Annotated in this window: 15 protein-coding genes; 13 read left to right on the top strand and 2 right to left on the bottom strand. The window is 70.0% G+C overall.

Annotated elements, in window-relative coordinates:
* The first annotated feature begins 98 nt into the window (after nt 1-98).
* From FHU30_RS01630 to FHU30_RS01575, 12 genes are all read left to right on the top strand, one after another.
* Entirely contained in the window at nt 99-539 is a 441-nt protein-coding gene (locus tag FHU30_RS01630) for a Cg1360 family ATP-synthase-associated protein (RefSeq protein ID WP_253870570.1), read from the top strand.
* Between the two features lie 81 nt (nt 540-620).
* The gene (locus FHU30_RS01625) at nt 621-881 is read left to right on the top strand and encodes an AtpZ/AtpI family protein (protein WP_253870568.1); all 261 of its coding nucleotides are present in this window, start codon (nt 621-623) and stop codon (nt 879-881) included.
* Between the two features lie 139 nt (nt 882-1,020).
* Nucleotides 1,021-1,830: a F0F1 ATP synthase subunit A gene (atpB, locus tag FHU30_RS01620; RefSeq protein WP_253870566.1), complete on the top strand. Its 810-nt coding sequence runs from the start codon at nt 1,021-1,023 to the stop codon at nt 1,828-1,830.
* 74 nt (nt 1,831-1,904) lie between these two features.
* On the top strand, nt 1,905-2,144 hold the full coding sequence (gene atpE, locus FHU30_RS01615; protein WP_253870564.1) for an ATP synthase F0 subunit C: 240 nt from the start codon (nt 1,905-1,907) through the stop codon (nt 2,142-2,144).
* A gap of 34 nt (nt 2,145-2,178) precedes the next feature.
* The gene (locus FHU30_RS01610) at nt 2,179-2,715 is read left to right on the top strand and encodes a F0F1 ATP synthase subunit B (protein WP_253870563.1); all 537 of its coding nucleotides are present in this window, start codon (nt 2,179-2,181) and stop codon (nt 2,713-2,715) included.
* Entirely contained in the window at nt 2,712-3,530 is an 819-nt protein-coding gene (locus tag FHU30_RS01605) for a F0F1 ATP synthase subunit delta (protein WP_253870561.1), read from the top strand. The genes FHU30_RS01610 and FHU30_RS01605 overlap by 4 nt, the downstream gene beginning before the upstream one ends.
* 86 nt (nt 3,531-3,616) lie before the next feature.
* Nucleotides 3,617-5,251: a F0F1 ATP synthase subunit alpha gene (gene atpA, locus FHU30_RS01600; RefSeq protein WP_253870559.1), complete on the top strand. Its 1,635-nt coding sequence runs from the start codon at nt 3,617-3,619 to the stop codon at nt 5,249-5,251.
* Nucleotides 5,252-5,256: 5 nt separating this feature from the next.
* Complete coding sequence (locus tag FHU30_RS01595) at nt 5,257-6,162, top strand: F0F1 ATP synthase subunit gamma (RefSeq protein ID WP_253870557.1); 906 nt, start codon at nt 5,257-5,259, stop codon at nt 6,160-6,162.
* 4 nt (nt 6,163-6,166) lie between these two features.
* Nucleotides 6,167-7,600 carry a F0F1 ATP synthase subunit beta gene (atpD, locus tag FHU30_RS01590; RefSeq protein ID WP_253870555.1) on the top strand — a complete coding sequence of 478 codons (1,434 nt, stop codon included), beginning with the start codon at nt 6,167-6,169 and terminating at the stop codon, nt 7,598-7,600.
* A gap of 77 nt (nt 7,601-7,677) precedes the next feature.
* Nucleotides 7,678-8,067 carry a F0F1 ATP synthase subunit epsilon gene (locus tag FHU30_RS01585; protein WP_253870552.1) on the top strand — a complete coding sequence of 130 codons (390 nt, stop codon included), beginning with the start codon at nt 7,678-7,680 and terminating at the stop codon, nt 8,065-8,067.
* 9 nt (nt 8,068-8,076) lie between these two features.
* A complete protein-coding gene (locus FHU30_RS01580; RefSeq protein WP_253870550.1) occupies nt 8,077-8,541 on the top strand; it encodes a DUF2550 domain-containing protein in 465 nt (154 codons plus the stop codon).
* A 182-nt stretch (nt 8,542-8,723) separates the two neighbouring features.
* Entirely contained in the window at nt 8,724-10,220 is a 1,497-nt protein-coding gene (locus FHU30_RS01575; protein WP_253870548.1) for a M28 family peptidase, read from the top strand.
* 437 nt (nt 10,221-10,657) lie between these two features.
* Here FHU30_RS01575 and FHU30_RS01570 read toward each other — a convergent pair whose 3' ends face one another.
* Together FHU30_RS01570 and FHU30_RS01565 are read right to left on the bottom strand one after the other, a co-directional pair.
* Complete coding sequence (locus FHU30_RS01570; protein ID WP_253870546.1) at nt 10,658-11,380, bottom strand: DUF4097 family beta strand repeat-containing protein; 723 nt, start codon at nt 11,378-11,380, stop codon at nt 10,658-10,660.
* Between the two features lie 118 nt (nt 11,381-11,498).
* Complete coding sequence (locus FHU30_RS01565) at nt 11,499-12,140, bottom strand: cob(I)yrinic acid a,c-diamide adenosyltransferase (protein ID WP_253870544.1); 642 nt, start codon at nt 12,138-12,140, stop codon at nt 11,499-11,501.
* A gap of 90 nt (nt 12,141-12,230) precedes the next feature.
* Between FHU30_RS01565 and FHU30_RS46835 the strand changes: the two genes are divergently transcribed.
* Nucleotides 12,231-13,823: a GMC family oxidoreductase gene (locus tag FHU30_RS46835; protein WP_253870541.1), complete on the top strand. Its 1,593-nt coding sequence runs from the start codon at nt 12,231-12,233 to the stop codon at nt 13,821-13,823.
* Nucleotides 13,824-14,212: the final 389 nt, after the last annotated feature.

Raw genomic sequence — 14,212 nt, 5'->3', positions numbered from 1 at the left:
CCGTTCATTACATCTTGGGTAATTGTGGACGTTCTGGACGCTTGTGATACCTTTCACTAACAAGAGCCGACCACTGAAAGTGACCGCTCGGAGCCCACATGCATACTTCCGACGCCCGGATGCTACGCGGCGCCGCGATCCCCTCGGCGGCCGCCGGGGTCATCGCCATCGCCCTCGGAGCACTGCTCGCCGGAGCCAAGGGCGCGTTCGGCGCGGGGCTCGGCATGGTCACGGTCCTCGTCTTCTTCTCCATCAGCGTCGTCGCGGTGAGCTACGCGTCCCGCGTCTCGGCGCAGCTGATGTTCGCCGCCGCCGTGTTCAGCTACATCGGCAAGCTGCTGGTGATGCTGGCGCTGATCGCCGCCTTCAGTGACGCCACCGCGTGGAACCCGCGGGCGTTCGCCTTCACCGTCGTGGGCCTGACCGTCGTCTGGCTCGGCGCCGAGATCCGCGCCACCCTGAAGGCCAAGCAGCTCTACGTGGACCCGGCTCCCGCCGCTGACCAGAACGTCCGCACTCCGGCCGACCGGAGCCCGTGATGAACGCTCGGATGATCATGGCGGGATTGGACTACTCCAATATGACCACCGGGGGGGTGGCCTGCTATGGTCCGTCCTGCGATGAGCGAGGAGGGGCACCGGCCCGATCCGCAGGAATCCGAGGACTCCGAACAGGATCGAATCGATTCGGAACACCGAGGCTTCGCCAACGCCGCCTGGTCGATCCCGAGCTACATCTTGAGCGGGATGGCGGTGTACGGCGGCCTCGGCTGGCTGCTGGATCGCTGGCTGGGCACCTCGGCGCTGCTCCCCATCGGAATCCTGGTGGGCCTTGCTCTCGCGCTCTACCTGGTCTTCCACCGCTACGGACGAACGAGCTGACGCGAGAGCCGACGCGAACCCCGCCCGCAGCCGCGAAGCCCTACGCCGACTTTGGAATGCCGCCGCTGCCCCCGGGCACGCAGCCGACGAAGAACCAACGACGACTGACTTGCCGAGTCACTGACGAAGGGACTGCCGCGTGAGCGCGCCGCACCTCCTCGCCTCCGGCAGTGGAGACGAGTTCGAGGCACCGGGTCTCGAAATTTTCCACTGGGGCCCGCTTTTCCCTGACGGTCCCTCGTGGCTGCACTGGCTCACCAAGCCCACCCTGATCGTCGGCCTCTGCGCCATCCTGGTCGTCCTCTTCGCGTGGCGCGCGTTCGCCGGCGCGAAGCTGGTGCCGCGGGGCGTGCAGAACGTCGGCGAGGTCGCCTACCTGTTCGTCCGCGACCAGGTGGCGCGCCCGATGCTCGGCAAGGACGGGGACCGGTGGATGCCGTTCCTGTTCTCCACCTTCTTCTTCATCCTGTTCATGAACTGGATGGGCGTCGTCCCGGTTCTGTACCTGCCGGTGAACTCGCACATCGCGTTCCCGATCGTGTTCGCGATCTGCGTGTACCTGATGATGCTGTTCCTCGGCATCAAGAACCAGGGCCTCGTCGGCTACTTCAAGAACATGATGTTCCCGCCCGGGCTGCCCAAGGCCCTGTACGTGATCCTCGCGCCGATCGAGCTCCTCTCGAACCTCATCCTGCGCCCGTTCACGCACTCGGTCCGACTGTTCGCGAACATGTTCGCCGGTCACCTCCTGCTCGCCTTCTTCGCCTCGGTCGCCTACTGGTTCCTGGTGGAGAAGCTCACCGTCCTGGGCGCCGGGGTCGGCGTCGTCGGCTTCCTGATGACGATCGTGATGACGGGCTTCGAGCTGTTCATCCAGGCCCTCCAGGCGTTCATCTTCACGCTGCTCGCCGCCAGCTACATCCAGAGCGGCCTGCACGCGGACCACTGACCTGAACCACACCCGCTACCAAAGCAACCCTCCGGTGGGGCGGCCCCACCGGTCGAGTGAAAAGGAAAGAGCACATGCTCGCTGAAGCGCTTCCCGTCGTCGCCGAGGTCAAGGGCAACCTGGGCTCCGTCGCGTACGGTCTCGCCGCCATCGGCCCGGGCATCGGCGTCGGCATCATCTTCGGCCAGGGCGTGCAGGCCATCGCCCGCCAGCCGGAGCTGACCAACGTCATCCGTCAGAACATGCTGCTGGGCTTCGCGCTCACCGAGGCGCTCGCCCTTATCGGGTTCGTTGTGCCGTTCGTCCACAAGTAAGCCTTCCATACCAATTTCGGAAGGTGGGAACAAGATGATTCTGGCTTCGGATAACCCGCTGGTCCCGGAAGCCTCCGAGCTGGTCTTCGGAACTGTCGCGTTCTTCGTCGTGCTGTTCCTGGTCGGCTGGAAGCTGGTCCCGCAGATCCAGAAGACCCTCGCCGAGCGCACCGACGCGATCGAGGGCGGTCTCAAGCGCGCCGAGGCGGCGCAGGACGAGGCCAAGGCGACGCTGGAGCAGTACACCGCCAAGCTCGCCGAGGCCCGCCGCGAGGCGAGCCGGCTCCGCGAGGAGGCTCGCGAGGAGGGCGCGCAGATCAAGGCGGAGATCACCGGGCAGGCGCAGGCCGAGGCCCGGCGGATCGTCGAGTCGGCGCACGCCCAGATCGAGGCCGACCGGCAGCAGGCCCTGCAGTCGCTGCGCGCCGAGATCGGCACCCTGTCGGTCGAGCTGGCCGGCCGTGTCGTCGGCGAGTCCCTGGAGGACAGCGCCCGGCAGAGCCGCGTCGTCGACCGGTTCCTCGAAGAGCTTGAGGGACGCGCGAGCACGCGGGAGCAGATCACATCATGACCATCACGGGAGCGGTGAGCAGGGCGTCGCTGGCCGAGGCGCAGGAGCGGCTGGAGGCGGTCCTGCCGTCCGCCGACCTGGGCCGGCTCGGCGCGGACCTGTTCGCGGTGCTGAACCTGCTCGACCGCGAGCACGGCCTGCGGCGGGCGGTCTCCGACCCGTCCCGGGACGGCGCGGACAAGGCGCAGCTCGTTCAGGTCCTGCTTGAGGGCAAGGTCTCGCCGGCCGCTCTCGGGCTGGTCGCCGACGTGGTGCGGCTGAAGTGGTCCAAGCCCTCGGAGCTGTCGGACGGGGTGGAGACCCTCGCGGTCACCGCCGAGGCCGCCCGCGCCGAGGCCGACGACCGGATCGACGACCTGGAGGACGAGCTGTTCCGGTTCTCCCGGGTGGTGGAGGGCGACCCCGCGCTGCGCGGGGCGCTGACCTCGCCCGGGCTGCCGGACGAGCGCAAGACCGGCCTGCTGGGCGCGCTGCTGGACGGCAAGGTGACCGGCTCGGCGTACGAGCTGATCACCGAGCTTGTGCTGCGCCCCCGGGGACGTAGCCTGGAGGGTGGGCTGGCCGACTACGGCAAGCTCGTCGCCAGGCGGCGGCAGCGGCTGGTCGCGCTGGTGCGCACGCCGGTCGAGCTGTCGGCCGACCAGCGCAACCGGCTCGCCGCCGTGCTCGCCGCGGCCTACGGCCACCAAGTACACCTCAACATCGAGCTCGACCCGAGCGCGATCGGCGGCCTGTCGATCCAGATCGGGGACGAGATCATCGACGGCACGATCGCCGGACGGCTGGACGACGTCCGCCGGCGGCTCGCGAGCTGACGAGCGACGGCTCGCGCCGCTCGGCACGCACTCAAGCACGAGCCACCGACGAGCCACCCGAGCCCCAAGGGAGCAAGAGAGGAATCATGGCGGAGCTGACGATCCGTCCGGATGAGATCCGGAACGCGCTGGAGCGCTTCGTCCAGTCGTACGAGCCCGAGGCCGCCGCGCGCGAAGAGGTCGGCACCGTCGTCGATTCCGGCGACGGTATCGCCCACGTCGAGGGTCTTCCCTCCGCGATGGCCAACGAACTCCTGGAGTTCGAGGACGGCACGCGCGGTCTGGCTCTGAACCTGGACGTCCGCGAGATCGGCGCCATCGTCCTGGGCGACTTCAGCGACATCGAGGAGGGCCAGAAGGTCCGCCGCACCGGCGAGGTCCTGTCGGTGCCGGTCGGCGACGGCTTCCTCGGCCGTGTCGTGGACGCGCTGGGCAACCCCATCGACGGCAAGGGCGCGATCGAGTCGACCGAGCGCCGTGCGCTGGAGCTGCAGGCCCCGACCGTCGTGCAGCGGCAGTCGGTCAAGGAGCCGCTGCAGACCGGTATCAAGGCCATCGACGCGATGACGCCGATCGGCCGCGGTCAGCGGCAGCTGATCATCGGTGACCGGCAGACCGGCAAGACCACGGTCTGCATCGACACCATCCTGAACCAGAAGGAAGCCTGGGAGTCGGGCGACGAGAGCAAGCAGGTCCGCTGCATCTACGTCGCCGTCGGCCAGAAGGGCTCGACGATCGCGAACGTGCGCCGCACCCTGGAAGAGGCGGGCGCGCTGGAGTACACCACGATCGTGGCGGCCCCGGCGTCCGAGCCGGCCGGGTACAAGTACATCGCGCCGTACACCGGTTCCGCGATCGGCCAGCACTGGATGTACCAGGGCAAGCACGTCCTGATCGTGTTCGACGACCTGTCGAAGCAGGCCGAGGCCTACCGCGCGGTGTCGCTGCTGCTGCGCCGCCCGCCGGGCCGCGAGGCGTACCCCGGTGACGTCTTCTACCTGCACTCGCGCCTGCTGGAGCGCTGCGCGAAGCTGTCGGACGACATGGGCGCGGGCTCGATGACCGGTCTGCCGATCATCGAGACCAAGGGCAACGACGTGTCGGCGTTCATCCCGACCAACGTCATCTCCATCACCGACGGCCAGTGCTTCCTGGAGACCGACCTGTTCAACCAGGGCGTCCGGCCCGCGGTGAACGTCGGTATCTCGGTGTCCCGCGTCGGCGGCTCCGCGCAGATCAAAGCGATGCGCAAGGTCGCCGGCACGCTGCGCCTGGCGCTGTCGCAGTACCGCGACCTGGAGGCCTTCGCGGCCTTCGCGTCCGACCTGGACGCGGCGTCCCGCGCCCAGCTGGAGCGCGGCGCGCGCCTGGTCGAGCTGCTGAAGCAGCCGCAGGGCTCGCCGTACCCGGTCGAGAAGCAGGTCGTGTCGGTGTGGGCGGGCACGTCCGGCGAGCTGGACGACGTGCCGGTGGAGGACATCCGCCGGTTCGAGACCGAGTTCCTGGACCACCTGGAGCGCCAGCACGGCGGGCTGCTCACCTCGATCCGCGAGACCGGCCAGCTGTCCGACGACGGTCTGACCACCCTGAAGGACGCCATCACGGAGTTCAAGAAGGGGTTCGAGACCAGCTCGGGCGGGCTGCTCGGCGACGAGTCCGCTGACCCCATCGCGGACGAGGACGTCGAGCAGGAGACGATCAAGCGCGTCAAGAAGGGCTGACGCAGATGCCAGCCCAGATCCGTCAACTGCGGCAGCAGATCCGGTCGGTGAAGTCGACCGCGAAGATCACGCGCGCGCAGGAGATGATCGCGACGTCGCGCATCGTGAAGGCGCAGGCGGCGGTGGCGGCGTCCAAGCCGTACGCCGACCAGATCGTCAGCGCCCTCACCGCGCTCGTCAGCCACAACGTGGGCATCGACCACCCGCTGCTCAACGAGCAGCCGGAGGACGCGCGCACGGCGGTGCTGATCATCACCAGCGACCGCGGGTTCGCGGGCGGCTACAACGCCAACGTCATCCGCGAGGCCGAGTCCCTGATCGCCAAGCTGCGGGCCGAGGGCAAGCGCCCCGTCCCGTACGTGGTCGGCAACAAGGGCGTCACCTGGTACCGGTTCCGGGACCGGGAGATGGGCGCGCAGTGGACCGGGTTCAGCGACCGGCCGACCTTCCCCGACGCCGAGGCGGTCGGGCGGCGGCTGGCGGCGGACTTCCTGAAGACCGACGCCGAGGGCGGGGTCGGTGAGATCCACGTGGTCTACACCGAGTTCGTCTCGATGCTGACCCAGGCGACGCAGGTGCGGCGGCTGATCCCGCTGGAGATCGAGGAGACCACGGTCGCCGACGGCGCCGCGGCCCCCCCGGCGTACGAGTTCGAGCCGACCGCCGGCGACGTCCTCGACCTGCTGCTGCCGAACTACATCGAGAGCCGCATCTTCCACATGATGCTGCAGTCGGCCGCGTCCGAGCACGCGGCGCGGCGGCGCGCGATGAAGTCGGCGACCGACAATGCCAACGAACTGATCGGTGTCTACACGCGCCAGATGAACCAGGCGCGGCAGGCGGCGATCACCCAGGAAATCAGCGAGATCGTCGGTGGCGCTGACGCGCTCGCCGATTCTGGCGGGGAGTGAGAGAGTGACCGCACAGGTAGAGGAGACGGCGACGGCCACCGGTCGCGTCGCCCGGGTCATCGGCCCGGTCGTCGACGTGGAGTTCCCCGCCGACGCCATCCCGGGCATCAACAACGCGCTGCACGCCGAGGTCACCCTCGGCGACGAGACCAAGACCCTGACCTTCGAGGTCGCCCAGCAGCTGGGCGACAACATGATCCGGGCCATCTCGATGCAGCCGACCGACGGCCTGACCCGCGGCGCGTCCGTCGTGGACACCGGCGAGGCCATCTCGGTGCCGGTCGGCGACGTGACCAAGGGCCACGTGTGGAACGCCCTGGGCGAGACCCTGGACGTCCCGACCTCGTCGCTGAAGATCAATGAGCGGTGGGAGATCCACCGCAAGCCCCCGGCGTTCGACCAGCTGGAGTCGCGCACCGAGATGCTGGAGACCGGCATCAAGGTCATCGACCTGCTGTCCCCGTACGTCAAGGGCGGTAAGATCGGCCTGTTCGGCGGCGCGGGTGTGGGCAAGACCGTCCTCATCCAGGAGATGATCCGGCGCGTCGCGCGCAACTTCGGCGGCACCTCGGTGTTCGCCGGCGTCGGCGAGCGCACCCGTGAGGGCAACGACCTCTGGGTGGAGATGGAGGAGGCGGACGTCCTCAAGGACACCGCCCTGGTCTTCGGCCAGATGGACGAGCCGCCGGGCACCCGCATGCGGGTCGCGCTGTCGGGCCTGACCATGGCCGAGTACTTCCGCGACGTCCAGAAGCAGGACGTGATGTTGTTCATCGACAACATCTTCCGCTTCACCCAGGCCGGTTCCGAGGTCTCCACGCTGCTTGGCCGCATGCCGTCCGCGGTGGGCTACCAGCCCACGCTGGCGGACGAGATGGGCGAGCTGCAGGAGCGCATCACCTCGACCCGCGGGCACTCGATCACCTCGATGCAGGCGATCTACGTCCCCGCGGACGACATCACCGACCCGGCGCCGCACACCACATTCGCGCACCTCGACGCGCGGACCGTGCTCTCCCGCGGCATCTCCGAGAAGGGCATCTTCCCGGCGGTGGACCCGCTGGACTCGTCCTCCCGGATCATGGACCCGCAGATCCTGGGCCAGGAGCACTACTCCGTGGCGCAGGAGGTCATCCGGATCCTGCAGAAGTACAAGGAACTCCAGGACATCATCGCGATCCTCGGTATCGACGAGCTGTCCGAGGAGGACAAGGTCACCGTCCAGCGGGCGCGGCGCATCGAGCGCTTCCTGTCGCACCCGATGTACGTGGCCGAGCAGTTCACCGGCCAGCCCGGTGTCACGGTGCCCAAGGACGAGACGATCGCCTCGTTCAAGGCGCTCTGCGAGGGCAAGTACGACCACATCCCCGAGCAGGCGTTCTTCATGTGCGGCGGCATCGAGGACGTCGAGAAGAAGGCCAAGGAGCTGGAGAAGTAGTCCGCTCCGCCGGGTCCGCGCCTGCCTCACATGGGCGCGGACCCGGCGGTCCGCTCCAGTTTTCGGAGGAATGATTCGTGGCAACCCTGAAGGTCGGGCTGGTCTCACCGGAGCGTGAGGTCTGGTCCGGCGAGGCCAAGATGGTGGTCGCGCAGACCATCGAGGGCCAGCTCGGCATCATGCCGGGCCACGCCCCGGTGCTGGGCGTCCTGCTGGACGGCAGCGTGGTGAAGATCGAGCCCGCCGACGGCGGCGAGTGGGTCACCGCGATGGTCGGCAGCGGGTTCTTCTCGATCGCGGGCGACGAGGTGTCGGTGCTCGCCGAGCAGGCCGAGCTCGGCACCGAGGTGGACGTCGCGGACGCCCGCCGGTCGCTGGACGAGGCGCTCTCCTCGGCGGGGGCGGACGACGGCACGGCCGAGCGTCGGGCGCGGGCCCGGCTGCGCGCGGCGGGTTCGGAAGCTTAACCTACGGCGTTGGGCGGACACCTGGCTCTGGACGCGGGCACGGTGCTCGCCGCCGTCGTCCTGCTGGTCGCGCTGGTGTTCGGCGCGCTCGCGGTACGGCGCTGGCTGTTCGTGCGCGCGGGCGGCACCGTGGAGTGTTCGCTGCGCGAGCTGCGGGCGGACGGCTCGTCCGGCCCGTGGCGGCTCGGTTTCGGCCGGTACAAGGGCGACGTGCTCCAGTGGCACCGCGTCTTCGGTTTCCGGCGCAGGCCCCGGCAGGTGATCCACCGCCGGGGCCTCGTCGTCGCCGGACGCCGCGTCCCGGAGGGCGAGGAGGCCGCCGGGCTGCTCCCGGACGTCACGGTCGTCGAGGTCCGGGACGGCGGACGGCGGCTGGAGCTGGCGATGGGCGCGTCCGCGCTGACCGGCTTCCTGTCCTGGCTGGAGGCCGCACCCCCCGGCTCCCCGGTCGACCCACCCCTCCAGGACTCCTGATCACCCTTTAAAGCCCCCGCGGTCCGCGACCGCCGGGGCCTTTCGCGTGCGCGCGACCTGAATCCCGACCAGATCGGTCGGGAATGTCTCAGGTTGGCCAAATCTGGCGGCGACACTTGTCGTAGTAGTCCGGTTTCGTCCATGATCTTGCCACTTCTGTTCGTTCCCCCTCGGGAGTACATGTGCGCAAGTTCGCCATCGGCGCTGCCGCGGCGCTCACCGCCACCGCGCTGTCGGTGCCGTCCGCCCATGCGGCCTCTGCCTCGCCCGACCTGGCGAAGCTGGTGACCGTCAAGGACATCAAGCGGCACCTGGAGAACCTCCAGACCATCGCCGACTACAACGGCGGCAACCGGGCCGCGGGCCAGGCCGGCTTCACGGTCTCGACCAAGTACGTGGTCGCCCAGCTGAAGAAGGCCGGGTACAAGCCGACCGTCCAGAACTTCGAGTTCGACTACTTCCACGAGAAGTCCCCGGCCGCGTTCGGCCAGGTCGCGCCCGGGACGGCCGACTACAAGAACGGCACCGACTTCAGCACCTACCAGTACTCCGGAAGCGGCGACGTGACCGCGGCCGCCGCGGCCGTGGACACCCCGGCCGCGAACACCGACGGCGACTCCGGCTGCCAGACGGCCGACTTCGCGTCCTTCCCGAAGGGCGCGATCGCGCTGATCCAGCGCGGCGGCTGCGACTTCGCGACCAAGACGGCCAACGCCAAGGCGGCGGGCGCGGTCGCGGTGGTCATCTACCAGAAGCCGACCGTCGCGGACAGCCCGGTGGGCGGCACGCTCGGCGGTCCGGTCACGATCCCGGCCATCGGCCCGACCTACAAGCTCGGCTCCGAGCTGGTGAAGCTCGCGAACGCGGGCGGCCTGAAGCTGCACATCAAGACCGACACGCTGAACGAGAAGCGCACCGCGAACAACGTCATCGCGGAGACCAAGTACGGCAGCGGCGACAACGTCGTGGTCGTCGGCGCGCACCTGGACAGCGTCGAGGCCGGGTCCGGCATCAACGACAACGGCTCGGGCACCTCCACCATCCTGGCCATCGCCCAGAACGCGAACAAGCTGGGCAAGAAGGGCCTGAAGAACAAGATCCGCTTCGCCTGGTGGGGCGCCGAGGAGGAGGGCCTGCTCGGCTCCGAGCACTACGTCTCCTCGCTGACCGCGGCGCAGAAGTCGAAGATCGCGCTCAACCTGAACTTCGACATGACCGCGTCCCCGAACGGCGTCCGCGGCGTCTACAACGGCTCGGACCCGACGGCCCCGCACGGCTCGGCCGCGATCCAGAAGGTCCTGAACGACTACTACGCCAAGCGGAAGCTGCCGACCGTCCCGAGCGACTTCAACGGCCGCTCCGACTACGGCCCCTTCCTTGAGGCGGGCATCCCGGCGGGCGGCATCGACACCGGCGCCGAGGGCATCAAGACCGCCGAGGAGGCCAAGCTCTTCGGCGGCAAGGCGGGCCAGCCGTACGACGCCTGCTACCACTCCAAGTGCGACCGCATCACCAACATCAACTGGAACCTGCTCGACACCAACGCCGACGGTGTCGCGTTCGCCGTCCAGACCTTCGCCAAGTCCACCCTCCCGGTGAACGGCCAGACCCTCCGAGCCCGCACCCTCGCCAAGCCCGCCCCCACGGCCCCCCTCTACCGCGGCGGCCTTATTCGATGAGCCCCGGCTCCGCACCCCTCGCCTAGCGGCTCGGGGCGCGGCCCGGATGCTCGTGCGAGCGCTGCATCGCTTCGCGATCAACCGTGCGGGGCTCGCCTCCGGCGTCGTCCCGCACGGTGGGTAACGCGTTCGCGCTGGTGGCGCTCGCCCCGGCTCCGCACCCCTCGCCTGGCGGCTCGGGGCGCGGCCCGGATGCTCGTGCGAGCGCTGCATCGCTTCGCGATCAACCGTGCGGGGCTCGCCTCCGGCGTCGTCCCGCACGGTGGGTAACGCGCTCGCGCTGGTGGCGCTTTGCGGAGCGGAACGCCCGTCTGCGTCTGGTCGGGCTGCCCTCCGCGGGGCCTCAAAGTTCCGCGGGTGGGTCGAATGACCCCGTAGCGGTGGCCATCCTTACGCCCGGTTCCGGCGCGCTCTGCGCGCCGGAACCGGGCTTTGTTCTAGGCCGGGGCTACGGTGAGGTCGCCGGTGTCGGTGTGGGCCTTGATGGTGTGGGGAGCGTTGGGGCTGGTGGGGAGGGACACGCGGGTGCGACCGGTGTTGCTGTCGGCGGTGACGGCGTAGCGCTGGGACGTGGGGAGCAGGATCTTGATCTGGCCGGTGTTGGCGTTCGCGTCGACCGAGGCGGGCGCGGAGGCGAAGGTGAGGCGGACGCTGCCGGTGTCGGTGCGGGCCCGGACCGTGCCGGACGCGGCGGGGCGCAGCGCGCTGCCGGTGATCGTGCCGGTGTTGGCGCGGGCGGTGACGTTGCCGGTGAGGCCGGTCAGGGTGACGCCGCCGGTGTCGGTGCGGACCTCGGCGGCGAGCGCCCGCGGCACGGTGACGCGGTAGTCCACCTGGCAGGTGTGGCCGGTGAGGGAGATCGAGTTCGGGCAGGAGTAGGACGCCTGCAGCGTGCCGTTCGCGACGCTGTGGCTCACCTTCGGGCGGCCGTTCTTGGTGAAGCGCATCCGCTCGACGACGGTGACGGCGGAGACGTCCGCGCCGATGATCTCGATGTCGCCGGTGTGCCCGGTGACCTTCAGGCCGGTGAGCCTGCCGGGGACGGTGTAGGTCTGCTGCTCGTCCTGCGTGCCGGCCGTGTCGATCCCGACGCCGCAGGCCGACAGCGGGACGACGGCCAGCAGCGCGCTGACGGGGACGATCTTGGCGGCGAGGCTCATGCGCCTTCCTTCGGTCGGTGGGGCGAATGCCTCGATCCTTCCGAAGTGCGGCGGTGAACCACCAGGTGGGGGGCTTCAGAGTCGGGGGTGGAGTTAACCCCACCCCCGGCCCGCGGGGTCAGCGCTCGCCGCCCGGCTTCCACAGGACGTCGCCGTGCTCGGCGTTCGCGACGCGGCCGAGGATGAACAGCAGGTCCGACAGGCGGTTGAGGTACTTCGCGGTGAGTGGGTTGACCCCGTTCTCGGCCGCGTCCTCGGCCGGACGGCCCGACTCGTCCAGCGGGGCGGTGCCGTGAGCCTCGATCGCGGCCCAGGCGGTGCGCTCGGCGCGCCGGGTCACCGTGCGGGCGACGTGCAGGAGCGCGCCGCCGGGCGTCCCGCCGGGGAGGATGAAGCTGCGCAGCGGCGCCAGGTCGGCGTTGAACTCGTCGCAGGCCGCCTCAAGCCGCTCGATGTAGGACGGGTCGACGCGCAGCGGCGGGTACTCCGGGTCCGGGACGACGGGCGCGCACAGGTCGGCGCCGACGTCGAACAGGTCGTTCTGGACGCGGACCAGCGCGGCCGCGACGTCCTCGCGCAGCCCGCCCATCGTGACGGCGACGCCGATCGCGGCGTTCGCCTCGTCCACGTCGGCGTAGGCGGCGAGCCGCGGGTCGGTCTTGGAGGTGCGGGACATGTCCCCGAGCGCGGTGGTGCCGTCGTCACCCGTCCGCGTGTAGATCCGCGACAGCACGACGGGGGTCTCCCTGTTCTTCGCCATGGCGCCGAGCCTATCCAGCGGCCCCCCGAGTCTGGTTCTGTAGGTTCTCACTTACCTTGACCGGTGTGACCCCCTGGCGCGGAGGCGGCTGTGACGTACGACCACATCATCGTCGGTGCCGGCAGCGCGGGCTGCGTGCTCGCCCGCCGGCTGAGCGAGGACCCCGGGACGCGGGTGCTGCTGCTGGAGGCCGGCCCGCCGGACGACGCGGTGGAGATCCACATCCCGGCGGCGGTGGCGTCCCTGATCAAGGGGCCGTTCGACTGGGACTACGACACCGTCCCGCAGGAGCACGCGGCCGGGCGCAGCGTGTACTGGCCGCGCGGCCGGACGCTCGGCGGGTCGTCCTCGACCAACGCGATGATCTACATCCGCGGGCACCGGTACGACTACGACACCTGGCGCGACTCGTTCGGCTGCGACGGCTGGGGGTACGCCGACCTGCTGCCCTACTTCCGGCGCGCCGAGGACCAGGCGCGCGGCGAGTCGGAGTACCACGGCGTCGGCGGCCCGCTGCATGTGGAGGACCGGCGCTACACGCACAAGCTGTCGCACGCCTGGGTGAAGTCGGCGAAGGCCGCCGGGCTCGCGGAGAACGGCGACTTCAACGGCGCCGAGCCGGACGGCGTCGGCTACTACCAGGTCACGCACAAGCGGGGTAAGCGGTGCTCGACGGCGGTCGGGTACCTGCACCCGGTCATGGACCGTCCGAACCTGACCGTGGTGACGGACGCGCTGGTCACCGGCGTCGTCATCGAGGAGGGGCGGGCCACCGGCGTGACCTACGAGGCGCGCGGCGAGACCGTGACAGCGCGCGCGGAGGGCGAGGTCATCCTGTCGGGCGGCGCGGTCAACAGCCCGCAGCTGCTGATGCTGTCCGGTATCGGGCCGGCCGACCACCTGCGCGAGCACGGCATCGACGTCGTCGTGGACGCGCCCGTCGGGCAGGGCCTCCAGGACCACCCGTTCGTGAACGTCATGTTCTCCACGCCGCGCGTGAAGGGCCTGTGGGAGCTGCCGAGCCCGGCGACGTTCGCGCAGTGGCGGGCGTTCGGGCGCGGTCCGTACGCGTCCAACGTGGCCGAGTGCGGTGGGTTCGCGCGGACGGTGGACGGCCTGCCCGCGCCGGACGTCCAGTACCACGTGCTGCCGACGCCGTTCGAGAACCAGGGCCTCGTCGAGCCGACGCAGCGGCTGCTGTCGGTGATGGTCACGGCCGTCGCGATCGCGAGCCGCGGCGCGCTCACGCTGCGCTCGGCGTCGCCGCACGCCAAGCCGCTGATCGACCCGGCCTACCTGGCGGACAAGGCCGACCTGGACATCCTGGTCGCGGGCGTCCGGCAGGCCCGCGAGATCGCCGCGACGGGACCGCTCGCATCGCTGGTCGCGGGCGAGTTCGCGCCCGGCGAGCAGGCCGTGTCGGACGAGGACCTCGCCGCGTTCGTCCGGCGCGAGGCGGCGACGCTGTTCCACCCGACCAGCACGTGCGCGATGGGCGGGGACGAGTCGTCGGTGTGCGACACGGAGTTGCGGGTGCGCGGGGTCGAGGGCCTGCGGGTGGTGGACGCGTCGGTCATGCCGTCCGTGCCGCGCGGCAACACCAACGCCCCGACGATCGCCGTGGCGGAACGCGCCGCCGACCTCATCCGGGGCCGCGACCCGCTCACCCCCGCGTCCGTGTAAGCCGCCGTAAGGCCGCGCGTCGTTCGTAAGGCCGCGCGGCGTACGTCTGGGCGCTGTAATGCGAGAGGCCCTCGCCACCTTCCCGGTGGCGAGGGCCTTTTCTCGATGCGACAGCCTTCTGCGGGTCTCCCCGGCCGCCGCCTGGTCGCGGGGGTCACCGCTGGCGCGCCTTGGCCTTGGCCTTGGCGGCGCGGCGCGCGGCCTTGGCCTCGGAGCGGCGGGCCGATACGCGCTGCGTGGCGATGCCCTGGGCGAACGAGTGGTGGTACATGTCCTGACTCCTCTTGTCCGTCGACCGGGTTCCCTGCCGACATCTATAGATTCGTCGTAAGACCCCTCCCGCCACATGGGGATGAAGCCTTATTCGGGGGTCCTAGGGGCGCCCTAGT

The sequence above is a fragment of the Actinomadura rupiterrae genome (assembly GCF_024172125.1).
Lineage (GTDB): Bacteria > Actinomycetota > Actinomycetes > Streptosporangiales > Streptosporangiaceae > Spirillospora > Spirillospora rupiterrae.
This window is presented reverse-complemented; position numbering and strand designations above follow the sequence as displayed.